The organism is Burkholderia sp. 10_S31, from assembly GCF_056930375.1.
The window spans coordinates 1,413,413-1,435,963 of sequence record NZ_JBXOWK010000001.1 but is presented as its reverse complement, the minus strand read 5'-3'; the positions used below and the strand labels follow the sequence as shown (position 1 = coordinate 1,435,963).

Genomic DNA, 22,551 nt, shown 5'->3' with positions numbered 1-22,551 from the left:
CTGCCTATACGAACGCGGTGCGTGCCTTGCGCACCGGATCGAACCAGACTTCCGTCATGCCCCACTGCCTGCCGCTCTGCTCGCCCACAGCATTGAAGATCGGGCGTGACTCCAAATGTGCGACGACATCGATGGTGAGAAACAGCAGGCGCTTGAGCGCGGCATCATCCCAGGCGGCAGCCTCAGGATGTTCCTTCGCCATTAGCGCGAAGCGTTCGATCGCCACCGTCGCATTGGGTGCGTGGTAGCTCGTGATCGAACCCGCGTGCCCGGTTGTCAGGAGCTTCAAGAAGTCGTACGCTTCGGCACCGCGCAACTCGGCGAGCAACACGCGATCCGGGCGCATGCGCATCGCGCTCGCGATCAGATCGGCAGGCGTCACACGCGCCTGGCCATGTCCGCCCTTGCTGTACAGCAGGTGGACGCAGTTCTCAATGTGTCGGATGAACAGTTCGCGGACGTCCTCGATCGTCACGATCCGCTCGGTTCTCGGGATCAATCGGCAAAGAGTCTTCATGAAGCTTGTCTTGCCGGAGCCCGTATTGCCGACCACCGCGATGTTGAGCCGACCCGTGACTGCACCCGCGAAAAACGCGCCCCAATCCCGCGCATCCAGATACTGAACGAGGCGTCGATCATCGGCAGGTAGTCCGGGCAAAGCGGTGTCCAGCCCATCGGGGCGATGCCAGACCGTATCGTCAAACAGCCCGTCGTCCCGATAAGCCTCGAGTGTCTTCTCGCGCGCGGACGGCCGACGGATCGTCACCGACACGGTTCGCGACAGGACGACCGGCGGCACTACGATCTGGATGCGTCCGTCCCCCGGCAGTAGTGCCGACAATATCGGATGCTGGGCCGAGATTTCCTGACTGGTCAGCGTGGCCACCGCCACGGCAAACGACATCAACCGGTCGAAATCGAGATCCTGACAATCATGGCCGTGCCAACCGAGCGCGTTCTCGGTGAGCACACGTTGCGGCCGATTGATCACCAGTTCCGTCACGTCGGGATCATCGAGCAGTGGCGCGAAAGGGCGCATCAGCTCGCGCACCGACGCGTCGTCGGGCAGTCGGGCCAGGACTGAATCACGAGTCGAATCCAGCATTTGCGCGAGCGGTGTCATCGTATGCCCTCCGGCTGCAGGGCATACACCGATCCGAAGTCCAGATCGCGCGCGACGACGATCGTAAATTCCGTGGCCTGGTTCTGGGTGAGCGTCGGCGGGATATTGATCGTGCTGTCCAGCACGCGCGTGGCCATGTCATTGCCCTGCTGTTGCGTGCTCTGGAATACCACCGATCCGTTAGTGTTGCCGCCGCGGGTCGACAGATAGCCGATCGCGTCCTGGCTGAGGCCGAGCAGCATCGCCGCGCCGATGCGCTGGCGCCAATGGTTGTCCACGTAGCCATCGACGCCCATCCGGCCGAGCGCGTCGGCCGCCGGCGAGTCGATCTCAACCGTAACGCCGTGAGGCGTCTTGATGCGGGCCGACAGTACGAACACCCGCGTCTGACCCGGTGCCGGGTTCGAGCGATACTGGCTATTGATCTGTGAACCGCGCTCGATCAGTACCACGCGGCCATCGTCGGAATACACGTTTTTCGTCACCGTGCAGGTCGAAATGCCTGCCTCGGTCGAATCGAAAGCCGTGTCGCCTACACAGTCGATCTTCGCGCCCTGCGCGAGTACCAGACTCCGATTGCCGAGCGTCCCGGCCTGTACACGTGGCGTGACGGTCGGCGTCAGTGCCTGGGCGAGCGTGCTACCAGCCTGCCCCGATCGTTGAGCTAACGCCCCTGCCCCACTGCTTATGCCGGCAGTAACTGAGGACGCCGAGCCTACCATCCCGCCCGGTTCCGGCACGCCGGGTACCGCCCCGGCTGACTCCTGTCCGCCACCCGTTGCGAGCAATGGCGCATCGTAGTAGCTGCGAGGTGCCGCAGCGCGTACAGGGCGAGCAGACGCCGACCCACCTGATGTCGACGGGGGGCGAACTGCAGCCGCGCTTGCAACGAACGGAGCCGAGGCGGCACTTCCAGCAGCCGACGCCGGCAGATCCTTGAACACGCGCCCCTGAGAAGATGTGCCGGCCATCGAATCGCGCCGCGCTTTCGCTTCGGCATCGTGCCGCGCGAGGAAACCGTGCACAGTCCAGACTGCGCCCACGCCAACGACCAGGACGATCACGACCGGCGTCAGCCACCAGGCGCGTGAGCGCGCACCACGGTATTGCCCCAGCGCCGGCATACCACGATCCGCAGCAGTACGCGATGCACCTTCGTTCTGGCTGCGCCCAAGGGCATCGTCGGGCTCAACTGCATTGCGCGGAGATTCGTCATTCATCGCGACGGCTCCGCAGAATGCGCTTCACCCCGTTGACCGTCGTGCCATCACGGGGCGGCACACCGTCCATGTCGTAAGCGTCATTCCAGATTCCAACGACCTCTTTCGCGAGCCGCAGCACGAAACGCTTTGCAACCTCGTGCACGACGATCGTGTCACCGTCGACGTGCTTGTCGACCACGCTTTCCGTACCGTCGTCAGCCACGCGAGAGATCGCCGGCATGCGTCGGTTGTTCGGGATACGCAGATACGTAAAGCGCCCGTCGTCCCAGGCCGCAGTCGGTGCGATGTCGTCGGCGTTCGGCATGACCTGCATTGAATACCGTGCGTTACGCACGACCGCCGGCTGTGCAAGGCGCTTCGCGACCAGCTCGACGTCCGATTCCCCACGTGCTTGCTTCGCCAGGTCGTCCGGATAGACGAAGCTCACGCGATACATCACGCGATCGTTGCCGAATCGTGCCTTGAGCGGGAGCACCACCAGATCGAAGCTGTAGCTGCGACGGTCAGTACGAATCTCTAGATTGGAGTCGTGTGCGGTGAGTTGCGGCTTCAGGTATACGTCGTGATCGCCCTTGTTCGCGACCATCTGCCAGCCGTCCCGGTCTCCGGGTGCAACAACCAGGATGTGCTCATGCGGATCGAGTGCAATGTGTGTGGCAAAGCCGCGCTGCGCTTCCACACGCACTACGTCGTCCGCGCGATAGATCACCTGACGAACGCGCGAGTCGTCGTTCCACCCAGGCAGATCGAACGCGTAGGTCGTACTCGAGAGCAGCCAAGCAGCGAGCACCATAGCTAAAGCAAGCGCTCTCATGGCGTGCCCCCAACATTCGAGGCTGCAGCAGCCGCCGGCGGTGTATATTCCGCATCCCGGCTATAGGCGGTGACCTTGAAGCCGAACGGGTTGGCAATCGCCGTGCTCTCGCGTGTGAAAACGGGTGGACGGTACGTATACACCAGCGTGATCACGAAACGCTGTGTGGGCTCGCCATGGGCCTCGCCGTTCTTGAACGACGTGCGTTCGACGTGCACGACCGCATGGCCAGGTTCGTCGGGCGGCAGCGTGATCGATAGAATCCGGATGCGCCGCTCGACACCAGGCCCCAACTGCCGATCCAGTGCATCGGGGCCACTATAGATGCCTCGATAATCACGTGCGACGGCGTCATCGCTCATCGTCAGCACGCTGTCGTAGTCCATCTGCAGCAGCCCCCAGGCGTAGCGCTCACGGGCGCGTACATAGGTTTCGACCCAGTGCTTGTCCTGGATTTCTTTCGTATGCACATGGCGGGCGTCGAGCACGTCAATCACCTGAGATTCGCCCGTCAGGCGATCGACCTCGATCGGCAGGGGAACGACGCGATAGAACGGCACCATGACGGCGAGGGCCGCGGTACTAAGCACGGCAACGCCAATCGCCGCATAGGCGACATGCCATGCGCGCCGCTCGGAGCACTCTAGCAAATGGGTCAGCGACGCCTCGATATCGAGTACGCGGCCGTAGTCATGCGACGCGTTCATGCTCGATCTCCGGCATCCGGCGAATCGGACTCGTTCGGAGCGGTCGGCATCGTCGTTGGCATATCCGGCACGGGCGGCACGCGGTTGACGGGCACACGGTGCAGACCGTCCGGCAACACCGGTTTCGGCGGCCCACTGCTGCAGGCGGTCAGACCGCAGGCAAGGCACCCGGCCAATGTCAGCGAAGTCAGCATCGACATGGGATCGCCTCAGTTTCCGAAAGACGCCGGCACCATCTGATCCTGCAGCCGGTTGGTCTTGCCCGCCCGGCTCAGCACCAGTTCACTTTGCTGCTCGGCTACGAGCTTGTCCTCCGTCTCGGCCAGCATGCGAAAGAGCTGCAGTTTGGTCATCTCGTTGCCGACCGCCGTGAATTCGGTCTGAATACGCGCCTGCAATTCCGCGACGCCCTTCGGATCCTGCGTCGCGTTGATCTGTTGCGCGAGACTTTGGATCTGGTCCAGCTCCTGCAGCTCGGTCTGGTATGCCTGCAGGCCGAACGCCTTGTCCTGGTAGGGTTTGTTGAGCGTGCGCCGGCACAACTGCTGATCCACCCCGGTTTGGTCTTCGCAGTCGTAGACCTGACTGGCCGAGCGCAATGCTTGCGCACTGCCCGTCAGGCCCGCGTAGCCGCCGTTCTGGATCGCGGTATAGACGCTCTGCCAGTTCGACGGCAACGAGTTGGCGACGACCGGATTGCTCAGAAGCGTGCCGAAACCGCGTGAACCAATCGTCGACTGATAGATCTGCATTTCTTGCTGCACTTGCTGCTTGAGTTGGCCCACGGTGGCAATGGCCTGCACAACGTTCCGCGCGTCGTAAACCGGGATCCCCTGCGCGTGAGCGCCAGCGCACTGCGTCGCACACACGAATGCGACAGTGATCCATTTGCTTCGCCCATTCATGGTCATTACCTCCTGGTCAGCTGTCCTGCTGGCCCAAATTCGCGCGCGCAGCGCGCTGGTAAGCTGGTGCCCCGTCGCCGCCCGCCCCAAATCTCCCGCCCGAACCCGTCCGATCGCGAATTTCGCCACCGGAGGGCGGGCCTCGTCCGTTACGGCTAAACGCCCGCCCGATCGCCGTGACGAGGCTTCGCGATGCCATGCCAGCCACAAACGCGCCGAAACCCGACAGCGTGGCGCCGCCAGACAAGCCCGCTGCAACCGAAGGCAACTGCCAACCGACCATCGCGAGGAACACCCCGGTCGCAAAGAGCCCAATCGCGGCAGCCGCCGCGGCGGCATCGTCTAGGGAGGCGGAAACGGCTTGCATCAGGGCTGACGAACCGTCACCGGGTGAACCGCCCGTCGCGTGGAAAGAAGTGAGATCGGCCGAAAACGCCGTGAGCGCCATGCCAAGGAAGGCAGCAACCAGAACCTGTAGCAACGCGTAATTGGCAACCTTCGCGGTCCACGCCTCGAAAAATCGCGCAGTGGGCGCAAACGCGGCGCACGCGATAAAGATCGGACCCAGTCCGAGCACGAGATCGAGCAGCATCCTCGCCATCACGACCTCGAAGGCCAGCACGATCAAAAAGATGGACCCGCCGAGCGCAGCAATGAGGCCGCAAAGGAAATCCCCAATCGCGGCGGCCAGACCGCTCGGACTGATTCCCTCATGCGTCGCCTTGTTGAAGTAGGCGTCCATCACGAGGTCCACCTGTTGGTCGTAGCAGTCGAGTGTCTGGTAAATGCTGGTCGCGGCACCCTGTCCGGTCACGGTGCTGCCGTTAGCCGACCCGCATCCCGGATTGCCCCCACCCGTCGTGTTCGCCGCGTTCTGGATTGTCTGGGCCAGCCCGGCCGTCGCGCCGTTGACGGCTGTGACGACCTGCTGCTGGTAGATCCCGGCGCTCAGCGCGAACGCGAGCGTGATCGACACTTTCAGCCCTCGCCAGGCAAAGGCCGGCACCGCCTCGTGGGCTTCGCCGCGCACCACCGCGAGACCATAGGCCAGCACCCAGATCGTGATGCCCGTGGTGACGACCGGCACGAGCGCTCCGGAAAGCGCCGACGATACGGTCGTAACGTAGGTCGACATGCCGTTTTCGAGTGTGCCCCCTACGGCGGTAAAGAGGCCACTCATCGCGCACCTCCCGGCACGGGTGCTGGTGACAAGCGCGAGCTCGCCTGTGCCGCCCGGCGCTTCGTTAGTCGGTCATGAAAAACGGGCAGCCAGTCTTTCGGCATATCTCCGACTTCGGCACGGATCGCATCGAGCAGTTCGACGTTGTCGGTCGTGCCGGACAGGACATCGAGCACATCGCCAAGCCCTGCGAGATCGAGTCGGCCGATCGCGGAGCGATGGCCCTGCTTGACGAGGAACAAGCGGCTGTTCTCGCCCAGGTTGCGCACAATATTGAATTCGGCCTCGGTCAGCTTGAAGCCATGCACGTAATCGTCGTAGTCGGCGCGCGGATTCGGCAGGAAGAAAAAGGTCGCGCTCTGCTCGATCAGCGCACTTGCGATTTCGCTTCGCAATACGTCGGCCGGCGACTGGGTATCAAAAATCCCCAGCCCGTTCTGCTTGCGGATTGTCTTCTGCTTGCTCTTCGCAAAATCCGTGAAGACTGGATCGCCGAGCCGCTTCCAGAACTCGGTCATCACATAGATGAAACGTCGCCCGTCGATCAGGTTTTCGGTCCGGTGCAGCAGGTACATCGTCACCGGCGTCGACACCTCAGGGTCGTCCAGCAACTCGGTGTCATCGAAGCCAAACAGTTTCGCGTGCGAGAGATCGATGCGGTCCGTCGGGTTGTCGAGTACCCACCCCAGACGTCCGCCCGCACACCATTTGGCCAGTCGCGCATGCAGGCTGTTTTCGCCTACGTTCGGGAGAAGCTGCCGTACCATCGACAGACGGCGCAGGGACTTGTTCATACGCGCAACCTCTCGTACGGCACGTGAGATGTCGAGTTCGTCCTTTGCAGACAATGGCTCGCCGACGTCGACGAGCTTGCGCACGAGGCGCTCCCAGAAATCGATCACCGGCTCATCCGGTTCCATCTGGAACGCATTCAGCTCGGTGGGTTCGCCGCGACGGAACACGGTATAGGTGCCGCCCATCGCACGGATCGCGATCTCCGTGCCGCGATCCTTGTCGAACAACACCGCCGTCAGGTCGTACTTGGTCGCCATCGCGAGCAAGAACAGCTCGAGCACCGTCTTGCCGGCTCCTGCCCGGCCGATGATCTGCGTGTTGGCGAGTGCCTTCTCGTCGAGTGAGTCCTGCTTATCCGGTGTTGCGTGGAAGTTCAGATAGAGCGGCTGGCCGCTCGGTGTCTTGACGATCGTGATTGCCTCGCCCCACGGATTGCCTTCGCGCTTTCCGGTCGCGAAGTTGTGCAGGCTTGCCAGACCGCAAAAATTGCGCGACGTGAGCTTCGCTTCGCGCGGTCGATAGCGCCAGTTGGCCGGTAGTTGCGCAAACCAGGCCGTGTCAGCCACGAGATCGATCAATGCTGTCTGGAACCCAGCATCGGCCAGTTGCGTTCGTGCCTTCGCGACACTGCGAGACACTTCATTCAGCGAGTCACCGAGCACCGACAGCGAATAGTGATACTCGCCAAGAACGAAATTTCCGTTGATCAGATCATCGAGCGCGCGGTCGATCGCGTCGACCTGAGACAGCGCAACGTCCTCACCGGCGATAAGCTGATTGCGCTGCCGCTCCAACGCCTCCTTCGCCGTCGGTTTATCCAGAATCGTGAAGCTCTGTGTCTCGATATATTCGAAGTCGCCGTACAGCAGGCCATTGAGCATGCCCGGTTCAGTGTCTTCCGGATAATCCTTGAGGTCGAGCATCGCCGCGAACCGCGTTGCCGTCGGCATGCGAATCTCGATTTTCTCGGCACCAACAAAGAGCCGCGAAATCGGTAGGGCCTCGCGAATCGTCCCGGTCGGCACGGGCTCAGGCTCCCAGACTCCGTTGACCAGATATCCGAGCAGTTCCAGCGCTGACGAATAGCGGCGCAAAGTGGCCACGATGGGACTCGGCCGGCGATAGACACCAAGTGCGACCGGTTCATAGGGTTTCAGGCTGGATTCGACCTGGGCAGCGAGTTCCGACATCATCTTCAGTGCGTCGAGCTGATCGCGCCGAATATCGTCGCGCGTGCGGCGTGCCGCATGGCTGAAGACACGCCCGAGGCGGGTGCGGTTGGGCCGGTAGACCACCGTCAAATACAACTCGTTGGCCATCATCCGATAGCCGGCAAAACTCGCGTAGTAGCGCGTCGCCAGGTCCTCGCAGAAGCGGTTGTCGTACTGCGTCGAGAATCGGTCCGACACCCGTCGGCGCAGACGATGCGACCACAGCGCCACATGGCCGCCCGCCAATCCGCGCACAAATTGGTTGAACCCATCATGTCGCGCGAGGATGTCGGCGGGATCGGCCGCCTCAAACGCAATGCCGGCTATCTTCCAGATCTGCAGGTAGTCGCCTTCTCTCGTCTTGATGACGTGGTCGGTTACATGCGTCGAGTATGGGATATAGCCGGCAAGCGGCACTTCCCGGCTCGCGACGGATCCGACATGCGATTTGCGCGGCATGTCATGCCCTCCTCTTCAGGCGTACCGGCACATAGGCATGTACACCCCAGAAGCGGCGATTGCCCTGACGCAGCGCCATGCGAACGCGTCGCACGTGCTGGGCAAGCCGTTGATCGTCATGGCGCGTCGTCACCCGCATCGCGACGAATACCGGAATCATCAAAAAGAGGATCGCGACACCCAGCACAGGGCTGGCCAGCAGTGCCCAGATCGCTGGGATCAGCATGCCGCCGCCGACCATCAGGAAGGGCACCAGCGGCACACCCCAGAGCATCGCGGGACGCGTGCAGCCTTTGAATATGGGATCCTTGAGCGAATGCATGGTTCGGCGCCCCCGGATCAGCTCGACGGAATCAGCATGCCGGCAATGACAGTCGCGCAACCGACGAATAGACCGCCGATAAACACGTTCGCGATATCACCGAACCGGGCGTGCTGGAACATCATCCGAAAGCCCGCCCAGATGATGGAAATCGAACAGATCACGCCCCCGACGCTCAGCAGCGTCGTCTGGATCGTGTTGAGCAGCGTATTGACCTGCGAGAGTTGTGCGCAGGCCGGAGACGCGAACATCAGGGACGATGTGGCGAGAATGATCGTCAGCGCCGTCTTGCGGTCAGACAGCAATCGCATCATCATTCCAGCCAATCTCCACCATTTAAATCGCATTCCTAAACACATGTTCGGATCCTGTTCGATATATCGCTGTCTATTTCGTCAACGGCGAGTTAGAACACCACCGCGCTACTGTTCGGTTTGAGCCGCTCCTGGGTGTCGGGCGAAGCGGCGTTCACCCCATCACGGTCCCGCCGCGATAGCTTCCGAACCTCAGGTTCAGAACCCGGAGCGCGAATCGGCGCTGCAGAATCCATCGATACGACCGGAATAGGTGCAATTTCGGGAACGAGCGAATCCGAGGAGGCTTGCGCCGCCGCGTTCTCCACGACACGCCGGACGTAGCCTGTCTGGTAGCCGGTCGAGAAATTGCCGCTCGCATAGCAGGAAAGGCTCGCGCGTAGTGCAGCCTGTACATCAGCCTGATAATCGGTCCGTGCGTGGAACTTTCCGGTCGTCACGGCCGCTGTAAAGCAGCGGTGGAGAATGGCGGCGCCTGCTGCCAGGTTGCGACAAGGCTCGAATGCGTTCTTAGCGGTCAGGCCATAGGTCGGCCAGTTCGCTCGATTCACCTGCGCGAGCCCGACACTGAAATTCCAGCCGCCCGCCTCCAACGCGCGCACCGTCGCGACCGCTTCGGCCATATTCGATGGCTGTCGACGAAGCTGCCCGTGAACGATGCCGATCGCGTAGGGATTGAATCCCGATTCGGTGCGCACGATCGCCGCCATCGTGACCGGGGCGATCTGCGGCGCGCAATAGTGCACGAGCGACAAGAAATCGAGCGGCATTATCGTTCTCCCTCTCCTGAGCGACCGACCTGCTGCAGGCGATGCACGGTCGACGTCGCGGGATACTGGGCGAAACGTGTATTGTTGCGTGCTGCTCCGTTCAGCATGCCAACCGTGGCAAGATCACAGGTTGGAACAGGATCGCCGTCTCGCAGCGCGGCCCATAGTCTCTCGATTGGCGGCACGCATTCGGCGTACTGCTCCGGGCCACCGGGATTAGACAGACACAACCTCACCTGACAACCCCAATCGTCCGCTCGTGCAACGTCGGACCACGCCATCGACACGCCAAGCGCGACCGCAAGCGACAGTACGCGACGCCACACGTTTTGTCGCACGTCCGAAGGCAACGCGGAATTACGCATGGCACACCTCGACTATTTCCGACTGTAATGCCGGTTCATGCGCAGAGAAGAGTCGACGAGCGAGCACATCGAAACACCCTCGCATGGCTTGCGATTCGCGATTGGCTGCCAAGTCGACCGAACCGAGGTCCAAAATCGAGACTCCGTTCGCCTGCGCCTGCGAGATAGTGTCGAGCCGAGGTAGCAATAGATGGCCGCTTGGACTCTGATCATGCGGAACAAGCCAGGCGGCTATGCAGGCCTCGAGCCGCTTGAATCGAGTCTCCTGCAGCAGGCTCGTCTCGACGCAGTTGGGCACGATGCCGATAAAGCACAAGGAGGGATTGAGCCGAGCTCGGACGCTACGCACGCCATTGCTGCCATTGACGAATTCGACCACCTGCTCGAGCGTGTCAGGCGACAACAGGACGGGACTGATCAGCGCATCCACGAGCGCCGCTGCACAAATGGCTCGCGAATCAGGCCACGGCGAACTATCGATCAGACATACGTCAAACAACGGCGCGACTTGGGACAGTAGATGTCGCAAGTTGGCGTAGCAACGCGCGCCGACCGGATCGTCTCGATACGCAATACCCGCAATGGCGTCCGCAGCAAGCACGCCAATGCAGGATCCAGCCGAATCGGGCAGTCTGTCAGACCTAACATTGAGCGACCCGCACTTCGTCAACCGTGCGCTTGTGCCGCGTGTAAGCGAAATGGCACTACGCGCCGGCTCGGCCAGATCAACCACCAACACACGATATCCACACACAAGACGAAGATAATGAGCGAACTGACACACCAATGTCGTTCTGCCTGTCCCACCATGGGCCGAAGCCACCAGAAGCGATTTCATGGCCGTCATTCCTCGGATGAGGCTCCGAGCATCGACGTCTCTTCATGGAGAAAGAGCTTGCGGCACGTGGAAGGGCACGAAGTGTTCAACAGGCATTGTGGATACCACGCCAGAAAACAAAAAAGCCTGCGATTGCAGGCTTTCTCACGAGCGCTACGGCACATTCCGCCATCACACAAACATCAATGCTACGGGGCCGCTAACGCGTACTCGGTCGTGCTGCGCACGTTGACCGGATCAGATTGTTGGCTTCACTGTAGGCCAGCCGGCACGCCGATTCAAGAGCCGACATGCGTCAACGAGATGGCACGATATCCCTATCATTCCGTGGAGCTTCTCGCTGTTCCTATATTTATTTCGCGGTCGGGGTGAACGCGATCTTACCCACGGCTGACCTACACGAGGCGAGCGCGACTCATGCCACACAAGCGCCCGTACGATGGAAGTCGTCGAACATTCTTCCCGCGAATGTCACTGTTGGATCTCGCCTTCTGCAAGGGCACGAGCAAGCGCGGACTGTGCCGCATGGAGTTCCAGATCGAAATGTTGACGCGGATGGCGGGCAATCTTCAGCCGTCGACACACGACCTCTCGACTCGCATGCCAGAGATAGACCATTCGCAAAAGGTCCCGATTTCGGGGCGTCAGTGTTCGCCAAGCTCGGGTCACATACTCGGCATCAACGGGATCATGGGCGCCACGATTTGACTGCCCCCAGTTGCGAAGACGCTCATCAAGCGATGGTGGCGGCTTATCGTTTTTCATCGCTGCCGTCCTGCTCTTCAGGTTCGCGCGCCTGCGACGCTCGATATCGTGCAGGATCTGCCAAGAACTGTTCGATATCGGCCGCCCGCCACCCTACCATTCGCCCGCCAAGCGCAATCGCGCGGGGAAAAGTTCCGTCTTGCATGCGCTTGTAGATCGTCGACCTCGATAGCCCAGTGCACTGCTCGACCTGTCGTCGGCGCAAGATTGTCCGCGTTCCGTCACCATTCCAAGACATGATTCGCCCTCCATATTCGGCACAAACGTGGCCGGAAGTGAAGAGCATTCAAGCAGCGAAAATGATGATGGACCAAACCCGTCGTATCGACGGGACATCCCGTCGGTTCAGCGCGGAATCCCAGCGGAATTCGCGGATGGTATGACCGAGGCGCGGTGCGAGGTCATCGCGCGTTGATGCAATGTCCCCGCGGCGGCCGACTTCGCAACGTCCCCAGAGGCAGGGAGGGTGATTTCCGGGTGCTCTACGCGAGACTCGTCTGTCTCACGACGCCGCGCTCGACGCCGTAATGGGTGACGCGAGCTGCCCCGTCATCAGTCGTTGGAGCTTTTCCCAGGCAGCGCAGTACCTGTGCATCGGCACGGCCGCCAACTGTTCGTCATGAACAACCAAGATCTGCTCGATCGTGGACTGCTCGCGATCGAGCAACAGCCAAGCTGCACCCTGCTCCGCACGAGCAATGCATGCATCCAAAGCGGCCTCGGCTTGCCGATACATACTCAAATCCGCGCCCGGTCCGGTCTCGCTGCGCATATAAAACGCGAGATAGACGACCCGGATCAGACAACTGATTTGCTCTTCTCCTCCATGTCCGGCCCGCACCGCGGCCAGCGCCATATGATTTTCGAGGGACAGCGCACGGACCTTCGCGGTCGGCAATGGCAGGAGATCGCCTTTCGTAAGCGGCTTGCGACCCAAGCGTCGGACTTTCGGCAAAACCATGAGCCATGAAGTGTTCATAATGATGTTGGGACATGATACCGCGAGCCTCACATCAAGCCGAACGCAAGCCGCCGTCTCAAACTCCAGCGAGCGCTAGGCCGAAGGCCGGATACCCACTCCGGCGATGTTCGGCTCTAACGGTTCAGTGCTGCTCAGAACTTGACCCGCATCCCGGCACCCACGCTGTTGCCGGTCGACACACCTGTGATCGTGTCATAACGCCAAGCTGCATACACATCGGTCCGCTTCGACAACGGGTAGTCGTAGCCCAACGCAAGCGTCGACCAACGGATATGATCGCCTACCGACGGCCGCCGCCGCGTTCCCGCCCATGACATCAGTACGCTTCCTAACCCTATCCGAACGCTTGCCCCGAGCTGCACTGTATCGTCCGTGACGTGATTGTTGTTGTCCACGCGCTCGTACTGGGCGAACAGCTTGACCACACGCAACCGATACGCGCTGCCGACCATCCATGCGGTCTGCGCGGTGGCGCCGTTGAGAAACAGCGAAGCCGTATGCAAACTCTGCACGGCGGCCGTCGCCGAAAATGGACCGGCGAAGTACAACACGTTCGCGCTGTAGTTGGCCTGCCCGGCATGGCCGGCAACGCCGGCATTGCTGTACAGCAGGCTTCCGGACAGACCGGCAACCTCAGGGGTCTGATAAAGAAGCGAATTATCGATCGCCGTATCGCTCTGGAGTGACGCCGCACCCATGGCCGAGCCAAGGAAACTATGTACGACAATCGGCGAGAAGACGAACGAATTGCCGAACGGATTGAACAGCAGCGTCGACACGAACAGTGGCGCGGTATTGCGCCCCAGCGTCAACTCTCCGAAATGCCCGCTCAGACCAACGAAGGCATTTCGCCCAAAAAATGACTGTCCAGGAAACGAGCCGACCTGGCCGCCGTTGATGCGATAAAAGCTCTCGAGCGTGAAGATGGCCTTCATACCCCCGCCCAGATCTTCCTTACCGGACATCCCCCAATACGAAGTCGTCATCCCGCCAGAACCGACTTGCCACGCATTGCCGGCTGCACCGGCGGGATGCACTTCGCCAACGAAAGCGTCCGCTAGCCCATACAGCGAGACCGATGATTGCGCATGCGCGATCCCGGCACAGGTGCACATGCCCAACATCACTGCCAACTTACCCGCGCTTCCCCGAAATCTTCTTACCTGCATGACGTCTCCTTCCTCTTTGTGATTGTTTATTCGTGTCGTGCCGTCTTGGAATCGACACGGTTCAGTCCGGTCGCACACGCGCGAGCGGTCTACCGCTGTCGGCCAGTGCGATCGCCACCACGATCTCGTTCGGCGCTGGCGCATCGGCGAGCGTGAGCGATACCGTGTCGAAGTGGTCAAAGCTCCACATATCGGTGCTGCCGTGCAACGGAACGTCCACGCAGGTCCCTGGCGCACCGCGCTTGGTGACTGACGGGATCAACGACGTGGCGCCGGGCAAGCTCTCGCGCATGGCCTTGCCCATGCGGGGATGCAAGATCGCCGCCGCACATTCGAGCGGTACCTCGCTGCCCACAAGCGCGGCCTTGCCGTAGGCCTGAATTGCCGATGGCGGGACATCCAGCGCCCATCGCGCGCGGCCCGTGAGCAACGTGCCGAGTTCAGCGCCCAGTTCATAGAGCGACTCAAGCGTCGCAAGCGGCTCATCCGCTCGCCAGCCGTCGAGCCGCAGGACCGCTGCCGCGACGACTTGTCGACGCGGCGGATCGACCGGTACGTGTAGTTCTGCGCGTCGCTCGACCAGATGGACCAGAATCTTTGCAATAGGCGGATTCACGTGGGCACCTCCGTGTCCTCGATCCGATCCCGGATCGCCTCAGGCGGAGCCGGAAACGGGCCACGTGCGCACTCGTATGTCCGTGCCGCGCGCAGCACCAGCGCATCTCCGCCCGACGGGCCGATGATCTGTAGGCCCGTCGGTAACCCGCCCGGCAGACCACACGGCACGCTCGCCGCCGGCAAGCCGGTCTGGTTACACCACGACGTCAACGGCGGCGCCATGCGCGAGTGCTCGGGCCGCCCCTGCGCGAGCGGCGGGGCACAATGGAATGTCGGCGTGAGCAGTAGGTCGTAGTCTTCAAAGAACGCGGCCATCGCGACCGTGAGCGCGTGGCGCGCCTGAAGCGCATCGACGAAGGTCGAAGTGGGGACGCTATCGCCCGCCTCGGCCAGCGCACACACATCCGGATCGAGCTGCGGCCGCGCCGAGGGAGGAAGCTGCCGGGCCCTTTGTGCAAAGAAGACGGCCCACTGGATTGCGTGCATGCGGCTCTCCAGATAGCCGTCAAGCGGCTTCACAGCCGTTTCCTCGACATGTGCCCCGAGCGCCTCGAACAGGCCCATCGCCTGACGGACGCTCGAGGTGATGTCGGGCTCGACCTGTACGCCCGCAGGCGCAGGGCAATAGGCAATGCGCAACCCGGCGATGCCATCATCCAGACCGATACGCAGATCGGGACAAGCAGAAGCAAGACTTCGCGCATCGCTCTGGCGCGCCATCACGGTCAGCATCAGTGCCGCGTCGCTGACGCAGCGCGCGATCGGCCCGAGCGTCGATAGGTGCGTCCAACTCACCGCCGTACCAGCTGGCACCCGGTTGAACGACGGTTTCATTCCGACCACCCCGCTCCAGCAGGCTGGGACGCGGATCGAGCCGCCGCCGTCGGTAGCCAGCGACAACGGCCCCATGCCAAGCGCAACCGCTACAGCTGATCCACCGCTGCTCCCGCCGGACGTGAAACGCCGGTCCCACGGGTTACGAGTAATGCCGGTGAGCGGGCTGTCCGTGACGATCTTGTTGCCAAACTCCGAGGTCGTGGTCTTGCCGAACAGCAGCGCGCCGGCCTGTCGCAATCGCGCTACCGCGGGTGCATCATCGGCCTCCGGCGCACCGGGTGACGTGAGCGATCCGTATCGGGTAGGCAGTCCGCGCACGGCGACGAGGTCCTTGACCGAGACCGGCACGCCATCCAGCAATCCACATGGCTCCCCGCGCATCCAGCGTTGCTCCGACTCGCGTGCGGCGGCCAGCGCGCTGTCCTCGTCGAGACTGCACACGCCGTTAACAAGGGGATTGAAGAGCGCGACCCGGTCCAGAACCGCGCAAATAACCTCGACGGGCGAGAACGAGCGGCGCCGGTAGCCGATCATGAGCTGTTCGACGTTCATTCCGAGTACGTCATTCATATGTAATCCTTAGTAATTGAGCGAAATTAGAACGCGTTGGATTGCCTCATGCCTATCCCTCGCACTGCGGTGGAATCGGTCCGGCCGAGTCCAACACCGCGAAACTATCGTCCGACAGTGCCCTGCCGATACGGGTTTGGCACAACACATGGTCGCCGTCCCGGCTCACGCCCGCCTTGCCACGCGGCAGATTCAACGAAACACTCGGCAGTGCGGCTTTCACGCGGGCAACGTCGATGCTGCCGGCCGCCTTGACCGCCGCTGCAAACAGGCGAAGTCCTGCATACGTGCACTCGCCGTGCGGTAGCACCACGGCCAACTGCCCTAACCGGGGGTCGTGAGGGCCAGCTTCATGTGCCGTGTAGCGCGCGAGAAAGTCCCGGTTCTCCGGGTTGTCGACGCTCATGAAATACGAGGACACGCCGATGATCCCGGTCGACGCGCCGGTGGTTGCGATCGACAGCGACTCGTGCGCAATGTCAGTCACCAGTTGCGGTTTCATGCCGAACGAGCGGTACTGCTTGACGAAGGTGACCGGGTCGTCGCCGATGCTGTGCCAGACGATCTGAGGACGCTGGCTTGCGATCTGCTGCAGCACCGCACCATAATCGCGTGTGCCGAACGGCAACCAATACACGTTGGGAAACTGCCCGCCGTAACGCTTCACCGCAGCCTGAAGCGCGGGCACCAGCACCTTGCGGTTGCTGCCAATGTCCGAGACCACCGCGCAGACCGTGCGACCACCCGTGCGCATTAGCCAATCGATCAGTGGGTCGACGCGCTGGTTGACAGTCAGCCCCGTAGTGAACAGATTCGGATCGCACCGCCCCTCGTCGAAGTTCGGGTAGATCACAAGCCGCCCAGCGGACTTGGCGGCCTGCATCGCTGCTTCGCGCTCGGAGGGTAGCACCATGCCGGTCAGGACCGCGACCTCATCGCGCATCAACAGTTGCCGGGCCTTCTGCAGCGTCACGGCGGTGGACATCTGGGTATCCTCGACGCTCAGTTGCAACGGACGCCCCAGCAATCCACCGGCGGCGTTGATTTCGTCGACGGCCAACTGCGCGCAGTTGCGGTTGGTCTCACCCACGCGGGTGAGCGGACCGCTCAGCGGTGCAAGCAAGCCAATCTTGAGCGGCGTGGTGGCCCGTACCAGCGATGGCATAGCGGAAGTGGTGAGTGCGCCGACGGCACTGAAAAAGGCGGTTCGTGTAAAGGCACGGCGGTTCATCATGTTCTTCATTGGGTGGAGTTCAGGTTGGAATGCGTCGAATGTAGTGAAGAGATTGAAGACGTGTCAGACTCGGCGGCCGGCGACAGGTATTGCGCCAACGGATGAGCCACCGCAGCACCGCTTCGCGGCTCGATGCGGCCGGCATGAGCAACTCGCCCGTTCTTAAGCACGATGCACCGCTGCGCGCTGCGCAGCACGAGATCGAGGTTCTGCTCGACCAGGAGCACGGCGAGCTGCGATCTGCGGCACAACTTTGGGATGACCTCGCCGATCAGCTCGACCAGATTCGGCTGCACACCGTCGGACGGTTCGTCCAGCAACAGCAGTTTCGGCCGACCGCACAGCGCGCGGGCAATCGCGAGCACCTGTTGCTCACCGCCGGACAGCGTGCCGCCGTGCTGCGAGAGTCGGGATTTGAGAATGGGGAAATATTCGAACACCTCGTCGAGAATCGCCCCACCACCCGCAGCCTGCGTGCCCATCATGAGGTTCTCGCGCACGGTCAGCTTGGGAAAAATCCAGCGCCCCTGAGGAACCAATCCGATGCCGCGTCGAGCGATCGCATGGGTGCGCAAGCCGTTGATGGGTTGCCCCTGAAACTGCACGTCGCCTGTCACGCGTGGCAGCAATCCCATGATCGCTTTGACCAGGGTCGTCTTGCCCACGCCATTACAGCCGAGCACGCCAACAACTTCGTTTGACCCGACGTCGAGGTTGAGTTGATGCAGCACTGCAACGTCGCCATATCCGGCAGATAGATTCTCAATGTGTAGCATGACCCGCTCCCTGACCGAGATAGATGCGCCGGATTTCTTCATCGCGCGCGATGTCCGCATAGGAGCCTCGTCGAACGATCTGGCCGCGGTGCATGACCCAGGTCTCGCACCGTAGCGCCTCGACAAAGCTCAGGTCGTGCTCGATCGCGAGTACCGCGCAGCGCTCGCGCAGACGATGAATCAGGCATACGAGCCGCTGCGCATCGGCGACCGACAGGCCAGCGGCCGGTTCATCGAGCAAGAGCAACGCGGGTTGGCACATCATCGCCATACCGATCTCCAGCCACTGGCGTTCACCATGCGGCAGGGTCATCGCACATAAGTTGGTCTGGTCCGACAGTCCTATCTCGTCCAGAATGGCGTCCGGGTCCGGCATCGGCGTGTCCCGGAACGAGGCGACGCCGAGCCCCGCGACGACGAGGTTCTCGCGCACACTCATTGAAAGAAATGTGTTCGTGCCTTGAAACTTGCGAACCACGCCACGTCGGCAGAATCGGTGCATCGGCCGACCCGTCATACGCTCACCGGCGAGATACAACTCTCCGGCCCCCGGCGCGATCGCGCCGGACAACAGCCCGACCAAAGTGCTCTTGCCAGCGCCGTTCGGGCCAATCACGCACAGCAGGTCGCGCGAGCCAATCGACACATTGACGTTGTCGACCGCATGAATGCCACCGAACGTGCGCTGCAACCCTTCACCCTTTATCAGCGGCGTATCCATTACTGGCCTCCTTCCACGCGTTCGGCACGATGTAAGGGGCTACGCCCCCGTCGAATTCGGTCGATCCGACGTGCCCAAGCGATCAAGCCACCGAGCTGTACGCCGTTGGGCAGGAACAGCACGCAGCAGAGGAACAATGCGCCGAGCAGCAGCGGCCATCCGTCAGTAGTTGCGCTCGATACCGTTTGCTTAAGCAGCGTCAACCCGACGGCGGCGAGCACCGGACCACCGAGCGTGCCTTTACCGCCGATCGCCAACCATAGAATGACTTCGGTGGCCAGTACCGGCGAGAACACATCGGGCGCCACTACCCCCGAACAGGCAGCCATCAACGTTCCTGCGATAGCGGCAAGTCCGGCCGATGCGATGAACACCAGCAAAAGGTGCCCGGACGTGTGATAGCCGCACGCCTTTGCGCGCCATTCGTTCGTCGCGATCGCTGTTAAGACTTTGCCGTACCGGCTGCGGCATACGAGCCAGGTCGCGACGAGCAGTACGGCAAGCACGGTCACGACCGTGTACCAGGACCCGCGCGCTCCGCTCAAATCGAGCGTCTGCCCGACCGATGAGAAGGACAATCCCGGAATGCCGAGGAGGCCCGTGTCACCGCCCGTGACCGACTGCCAGCTTGTCGCCAGTTGCTGGACAACAATCAGCACGGCCATGCTGATAATGGCGAAAAAGTGCAACCGCACGCCGGCGAACAACAGGAAATAGCCCAACACGGCCGCGACGGCCACAGCACAGACCAGCCCCACGATCACTCCGACGGCGGACGTCTGTCCATATTGCACGGTAGCGATCGCGAAACCGTACGCGCCGAGTCCGAAGAAGGTCGTGTGTCCGAGCGTGAGCACACCAGTCCTACCCCAAAGCAGGTCGTAGCTCAGCGCCAACAGCCCCATGATCAGCGCATCCCGCACGGTGGACAGCGAATAACTCCCTAGGCAAAACGGCAAGATCAATGCGGCAGCAACGATCGCGGCGCCGATTACCATCGGAGAGATGTCTTCGATACTGATCGCTGGTTGAAACATCCAGCGGCGCGTACTCGCAAGAAGTTGTTCGAGCATGATTCAACCTTTACCGTGGAGCTGATGAGCGGCGCTGAAACCGGGCAACAGGCCTTGCGGCCGAAAACGGATCAGAACGATGGACAGAATCAGCACGATCGCCGAGGCGAGAGACGGATCCACGCGATAGCTGAGCAAGGTTTCAGCCGTACCGACGAAGGCGCTGCCCAGCAGACTGCCGGCGATCGAACCGATACCGCCCAACACGATCACAAAGAACGCCTTGGCCAGATAGGCGACGCCAAGATGGGACTCCACCGATATCATCGGCGCGACAAGTGAGGTCGGACGGAATTCGTGGAGGCCAACGGGTTAAGCAGCGATCTGATTCAGATAGAAACGCTGCGTGAACGCGACAGGCGATTGGTAGTTCAGACGCGCCTGCGTGCGCTGCCGGTTGTAGAAGATTTCGATGTATTCGCTGATCGCCCGGCGTGCCTGCTCGCGCGTGGCGAAGCGTTGATGATAGACCAGTTCATTCTTCAGCGTTCCCCAGAAGGATTCGATCGGGGCGTTGTCGTAACAGTTGCCACGGCGGCTCATCGACGCTCGCATGTCAAATTGGCTGATGAGTGCTTGATAGGCCAGCGCACAATATTGCGACCCGCGATCGCTATGGTGAATCAGGCCCGCCGGAGGCCGTCGGGTCACGGCAGCGCGAAACAGCGCCTGCATCACCAGATTTTTCGTCATCCGTTCGCTCATCGCATAGCCAACGATTTCGCCACTGTACAGATCCTTCAGGCCAGCGAGGTACAGCCAGCCCTCGTCGGTCGCGATATAGGTGATGTCACCGCACCAGGCTTGATTGGGTGCCGTCACCGAGAAATCCTGGTTCAGCAGATTCGGCGCGACAGGCAGGTCGTGCTTCGAATTCGTCGTCGCCTTGAACCGACGTTTCTGCTTGCAGCGCAGTCCCAGTTTTCTGCGCAGCCGTCTGATCCGGTGCACGCCGATTCGCACGCCACGTTCCTCGAGATGTTGCTGCAGGCGCTCGGGTCCGAAACTTTCCCGGGTTCGCTGATGGGCCGCGAGCACCTCCGCTTCCAGGCGAGGTTCCTGCCGAGTTCTTGCGGACGGCTTGCGCTTGCGCCACGCATAGTAGCCACTTACCGATACGCTCAGCACGCGGCACATCGGCGGCACAGGGTAGTCCTGTCGCATTTGTTCAATCATGCCGTACTTCACCGCGACTCCTTCGCGAAGTACGTCGCGAACTTTTTTAGGAGATCGCGCTCCATTTTGACCTCGGCCAGCTCCCGTTTGACCTGCGCCAGCTCGGCCTCCATCTCCGGCAGTGGCTTCTGGTGCCGACCGACATCTTGCAGCTTGCCGGCCCTCGCCGCACGCACCCAGTTTGCCAGCGTCTTCATCGGGATCGATAACCGCCGCGAAGCTTCCGATACCCCGACACCTTCCGTCAACGCAAGCTTGACCGCTTCGTCGCGAAGCTCCTTCGTATAGACCGCCCTTGGAATTCGATTCATTCATGCCTCCGTTTCTCGATTTTACGAAACGTTGGCTTCCATTTTTTCCGACCGGCCTCAGTCAGCATCAAGGACAACATCGCCGTTGCCGGACTCCCTACGCGATACGGGTCGCGGGCAACGATGCCTGAAGCCGCCGCATCTGATAGTCCGAGCGTGGCGCGCCTACGTGAGGCGGGGGCAATCTGCTTTGGCAAAACGACCATGCCGGATTTCGCACACAAGATCGTCACCGACAGTCCCCTCACCGGCACCACGCGCAATCCATGGGACCTCTCGCGTACGCCGGGTGGCAGCAGCGGAGGTGCGGCCGTCGCCGTTGCGCTCGGAATGGGTGCAGTGGCCATCGGCACGGACGGGGGCGGATCCATTCGCATCCCAGCCTCCTTCACTGGCGTCTTCGGATTCAAGCCCAGTTTTGGGCGCGTGCCCCACGCACCTCGCGGTCCCTTCGGTTTGCTCAGTCATGTCGGACCGATGACACGTTGCGTTGAGGATGCCGCTCAGATCCTAACGATCATCAGCCGCCCTGACAGCCGCGACTGGTACGCTTTACCGTTCGAGGGAGCAGACTATGCGCGCGGGCTATCATGCCTTCCCGTTCCGGGCGGTATTCGTATTGCGTGCAGTCCCACGCTCGGATTGCCTGTCATCGCCGAGGCTGCAATCCACGATGCTGTGGTACGAACTGCAGCGATGTTTCGCGAACTTGGAGCACTCGTTCACGTCGCCGATCCGCCTGGTGTCGCGCAATGCAATGCGGTCCACACAACACTTTGGCGCGCATGCTGCCGTCAGCTCACGGACGGTATGACCGACAGGTGGGCAGAACTCGACCCGTCGCTGCAGGCATACGCGCAAGCCGGCAACGGCATCTCGCGGGGTGAGCTATTGGGTGCACTGATCGAACGGGAAGAACTGGGCGCCGCCGTCAATGCGTTTTTCGAGCGACACGATCTCCTCATCTGCCCGGTGTATCCCGACGTGGCCCCCTCACTTACCGAAGCAAGTTCAAACGAAGCGTCGTTTCCGCATTTCACGGCTTGGTGCAATCAGCTGGGACTGCCGGCGGCAAGCCTCTATGCCGGGATGACTGCCACGCGCCTGCCCGTCGGCATCCAGATAGTAGGCGGTCGCCATGCCGATGCATTGGTGTTGTGGGCGAGCCATATGCTCGAACGCGCGTTTGGGCGCGCCCCGTTCGGCGAGCTGACACGCGAGCTCTCCGCCGCTGCGGCCGGAGCAACGCCTGCCTAACGAGCCAGGAGCCGAAGTGGACTGGATCTCGCCTAC

At 61.8% G+C, this 22,551-nt stretch carries 24 protein-coding genes and 1 pseudogene; 1 reads left to right on the top strand and 24 read right to left on the bottom strand.

The annotated features are described in order from the left end of the window. Positions 1–4: 4 nt before the first annotated feature. The 24 genes and pseudogenes from virB11 to AC1Z3W_RS06415 form a co-directional block, all read right to left on the bottom strand. Positions 5–1,123: a P-type DNA transfer ATPase VirB11 gene (virB11, locus tag AC1Z3W_RS06530; RefSeq protein WP_483507297.1), complete on the bottom strand. Its 1,119-nt coding sequence runs from the start codon at positions 1,121–1,123 to the stop codon at positions 5–7. Continuing rightward, positions 1,120–2,343 (bottom strand): type IV secretion system protein VirB10, encoded by a 1,224-nt coding sequence (gene virB10 / locus AC1Z3W_RS06525; RefSeq protein ID WP_483507296.1) that lies wholly within the window; start codon positions 2,341–2,343, stop codon positions 1,120–1,122. The genes virB11 and virB10 overlap by 4 nt, the downstream gene beginning before the upstream one ends. Next, positions 2,336–3,160: a TrbG/VirB9 family P-type conjugative transfer protein gene (locus AC1Z3W_RS06520; protein WP_483507295.1), complete on the bottom strand. Its 825-nt coding sequence runs from the start codon at positions 3,158–3,160 to the stop codon at positions 2,336–2,338. Before AC1Z3W_RS06520 ends, virB10 begins: the two co-directional genes overlap by 8 nt. After that, complete coding sequence (locus AC1Z3W_RS06515; RefSeq protein ID WP_483507294.1) at positions 3,157–3,867, bottom strand: VirB8 family type IV secretion system protein; 711 nt, start codon at positions 3,865–3,867, stop codon at positions 3,157–3,159. Before AC1Z3W_RS06515 ends, AC1Z3W_RS06520 begins: the two co-directional genes overlap by 4 nt. Next, positions 3,864–4,067 (bottom strand): hypothetical protein, encoded by a 204-nt coding sequence (locus tag AC1Z3W_RS06510; RefSeq protein ID WP_483507293.1) that lies wholly within the window; start codon positions 4,065–4,067, stop codon positions 3,864–3,866. The genes AC1Z3W_RS06515 and AC1Z3W_RS06510 overlap by 4 nt, the downstream gene beginning before the upstream one ends. A 9-nt stretch (positions 4,068–4,076) precedes the next feature. Beyond that, positions 4,077–4,772 carry a P-type DNA transfer protein VirB5 gene (gene virB5 / locus AC1Z3W_RS06505; RefSeq protein ID WP_483507292.1) on the bottom strand — a complete coding sequence of 232 codons (696 nt, stop codon included), beginning with the start codon at positions 4,770–4,772 and terminating at the stop codon, positions 4,077–4,079. 16 nt (positions 4,773–4,788) lie between these two features. After that, positions 4,789–5,952 carry a TrbL/VirB6 family protein gene (locus tag AC1Z3W_RS06500; protein WP_483507291.1) on the bottom strand — a complete coding sequence of 388 codons (1,164 nt, stop codon included), beginning with the start codon at positions 5,950–5,952 and terminating at the stop codon, positions 4,789–4,791. Then, on the bottom strand, positions 5,949–8,417 hold the full coding sequence (locus AC1Z3W_RS06495; protein WP_483507290.1) for a VirB4 family type IV secretion/conjugal transfer ATPase: 2,469 nt from the start codon (positions 8,415–8,417) through the stop codon (positions 5,949–5,951). The genes AC1Z3W_RS06500 and AC1Z3W_RS06495 overlap by 4 nt, the downstream gene beginning before the upstream one ends. Position 8,418: 1 nt before the next feature. Next, the gene (locus AC1Z3W_RS06490) at positions 8,419–8,739 is read right to left on the bottom strand and encodes a VirB3 family type IV secretion system protein (protein ID WP_483507289.1); all 321 of its coding nucleotides are present in this window, start codon (positions 8,737–8,739) and stop codon (positions 8,419–8,421) included. Between the two features lie 17 nt (positions 8,740–8,756). Further along, complete coding sequence (locus tag AC1Z3W_RS06485; RefSeq protein WP_483507842.1) at positions 8,757–9,053, bottom strand: TrbC/VirB2 family protein; 297 nt, start codon at positions 9,051–9,053, stop codon at positions 8,757–8,759. 92 nt (positions 9,054–9,145) lie between these two features. Beyond that, positions 9,146–9,823, bottom strand: a complete 678-nt coding sequence (locus AC1Z3W_RS06480; RefSeq protein WP_483507288.1) for a lytic transglycosylase domain-containing protein — start codon at positions 9,821–9,823, stop codon at positions 9,146–9,148. Positions 9,824–10,180: 357 nt separating this feature from the next. Continuing rightward, positions 10,181–11,026, bottom strand: a complete 846-nt coding sequence (locus tag AC1Z3W_RS06475) for a ParA family protein (RefSeq protein ID WP_483507287.1) — start codon at positions 11,024–11,026, stop codon at positions 10,181–10,183. A 471-nt stretch (positions 11,027–11,497) separates the two neighbouring features. Next, entirely contained in the window at positions 11,498–11,791 is a 294-nt protein-coding gene (locus AC1Z3W_RS06470) for a hypothetical protein (RefSeq protein WP_483507286.1), read from the bottom strand. Beyond that, complete coding sequence (locus AC1Z3W_RS06465; protein WP_483507285.1) at positions 11,778–12,029, bottom strand: helix-turn-helix transcriptional regulator; 252 nt, start codon at positions 12,027–12,029, stop codon at positions 11,778–11,780. The genes AC1Z3W_RS06470 and AC1Z3W_RS06465 overlap by 14 nt, the downstream gene beginning before the upstream one ends. Before the next feature lie 264 nt (positions 12,030–12,293). After that, on the bottom strand, positions 12,294–12,770 hold the full coding sequence (locus AC1Z3W_RS06460; RefSeq protein WP_483507284.1) for a hypothetical protein: 477 nt from the start codon (positions 12,768–12,770) through the stop codon (positions 12,294–12,296). 134 nt (positions 12,771–12,904) lie between these two features. Further along, positions 12,905–13,897 (bottom strand): porin, encoded by a 993-nt coding sequence (locus tag AC1Z3W_RS06455; protein ID WP_483507841.1) that lies wholly within the window; start codon positions 13,895–13,897, stop codon positions 12,905–12,907. Between the two features lie 106 nt (positions 13,898–14,003). Continuing rightward, positions 14,004–14,558, bottom strand: coding sequence for an amino acid synthesis family protein (locus tag AC1Z3W_RS06450; protein WP_483507283.1), 555 nt, complete (start codon positions 14,556–14,558; stop codon positions 14,004–14,006). Continuing rightward, complete coding sequence (locus AC1Z3W_RS06445) at positions 14,555–15,967, bottom strand: amidase family protein (RefSeq protein ID WP_483507282.1); 1,413 nt, start codon at positions 15,965–15,967, stop codon at positions 14,555–14,557. Before AC1Z3W_RS06445 ends, AC1Z3W_RS06450 begins: the two co-directional genes overlap by 4 nt. 52 nt (positions 15,968–16,019) lie before the next feature. Continuing rightward, positions 16,020–17,198 carry an ABC transporter substrate-binding protein gene (locus AC1Z3W_RS06440; RefSeq protein WP_483507840.1) on the bottom strand — a complete coding sequence of 393 codons (1,179 nt, stop codon included), beginning with the start codon at positions 17,196–17,198 and terminating at the stop codon, positions 16,020–16,022. 8 nt (positions 17,199–17,206) lie between these two features. Continuing rightward, positions 17,207–17,977: an ABC transporter ATP-binding protein gene (locus tag AC1Z3W_RS06435; RefSeq protein ID WP_483507839.1), complete on the bottom strand. Its 771-nt coding sequence runs from the start codon at positions 17,975–17,977 to the stop codon at positions 17,207–17,209. Then, positions 17,964–18,698 carry an ABC transporter ATP-binding protein gene (locus AC1Z3W_RS06430; RefSeq protein ID WP_483507281.1) on the bottom strand — a complete coding sequence of 245 codons (735 nt, stop codon included), beginning with the start codon at positions 18,696–18,698 and terminating at the stop codon, positions 17,964–17,966. Before AC1Z3W_RS06430 ends, AC1Z3W_RS06435 begins: the two co-directional genes overlap by 14 nt. Next, positions 18,698–19,771 (bottom strand): branched-chain amino acid ABC transporter permease, encoded by a 1,074-nt coding sequence (locus AC1Z3W_RS06425; RefSeq protein WP_483507280.1) that lies wholly within the window; start codon positions 19,769–19,771, stop codon positions 18,698–18,700. The genes AC1Z3W_RS06430 and AC1Z3W_RS06425 overlap by 1 nt, the downstream gene beginning before the upstream one ends. A 3-nt stretch (positions 19,772–19,774) precedes the next feature. Continuing rightward, positions 19,775–20,050, bottom strand: a pseudogene (locus AC1Z3W_RS06420) (branched-chain amino acid ABC transporter permease); the annotation flags it as partial. A 33-nt stretch (positions 20,051–20,083) separates the two neighbouring features. Next, a protein-coding gene (locus AC1Z3W_RS06415) for an IS3 family transposase (RefSeq protein WP_124551171.1) occupies positions 20,084–21,258 on the bottom strand; the annotation gives its coding sequence in 2 pieces (ribosomal slippage) (positions 20,084–20,997 and positions 20,997–21,258; 1,176 coding nt in all). Here AC1Z3W_RS06415 and AC1Z3W_RS06410 point away from each other — a divergent pair. Continuing rightward, complete coding sequence (locus tag AC1Z3W_RS06410) at positions 21,232–22,515, top strand: amidase family protein (protein WP_483507838.1); 1,284 nt, start codon at positions 21,232–21,234, stop codon at positions 22,513–22,515. The genes AC1Z3W_RS06415 and AC1Z3W_RS06410 overlap by 27 nt on opposite strands. The last annotated feature ends 36 nt before the right edge of the window (positions 22,516–22,551 follow it).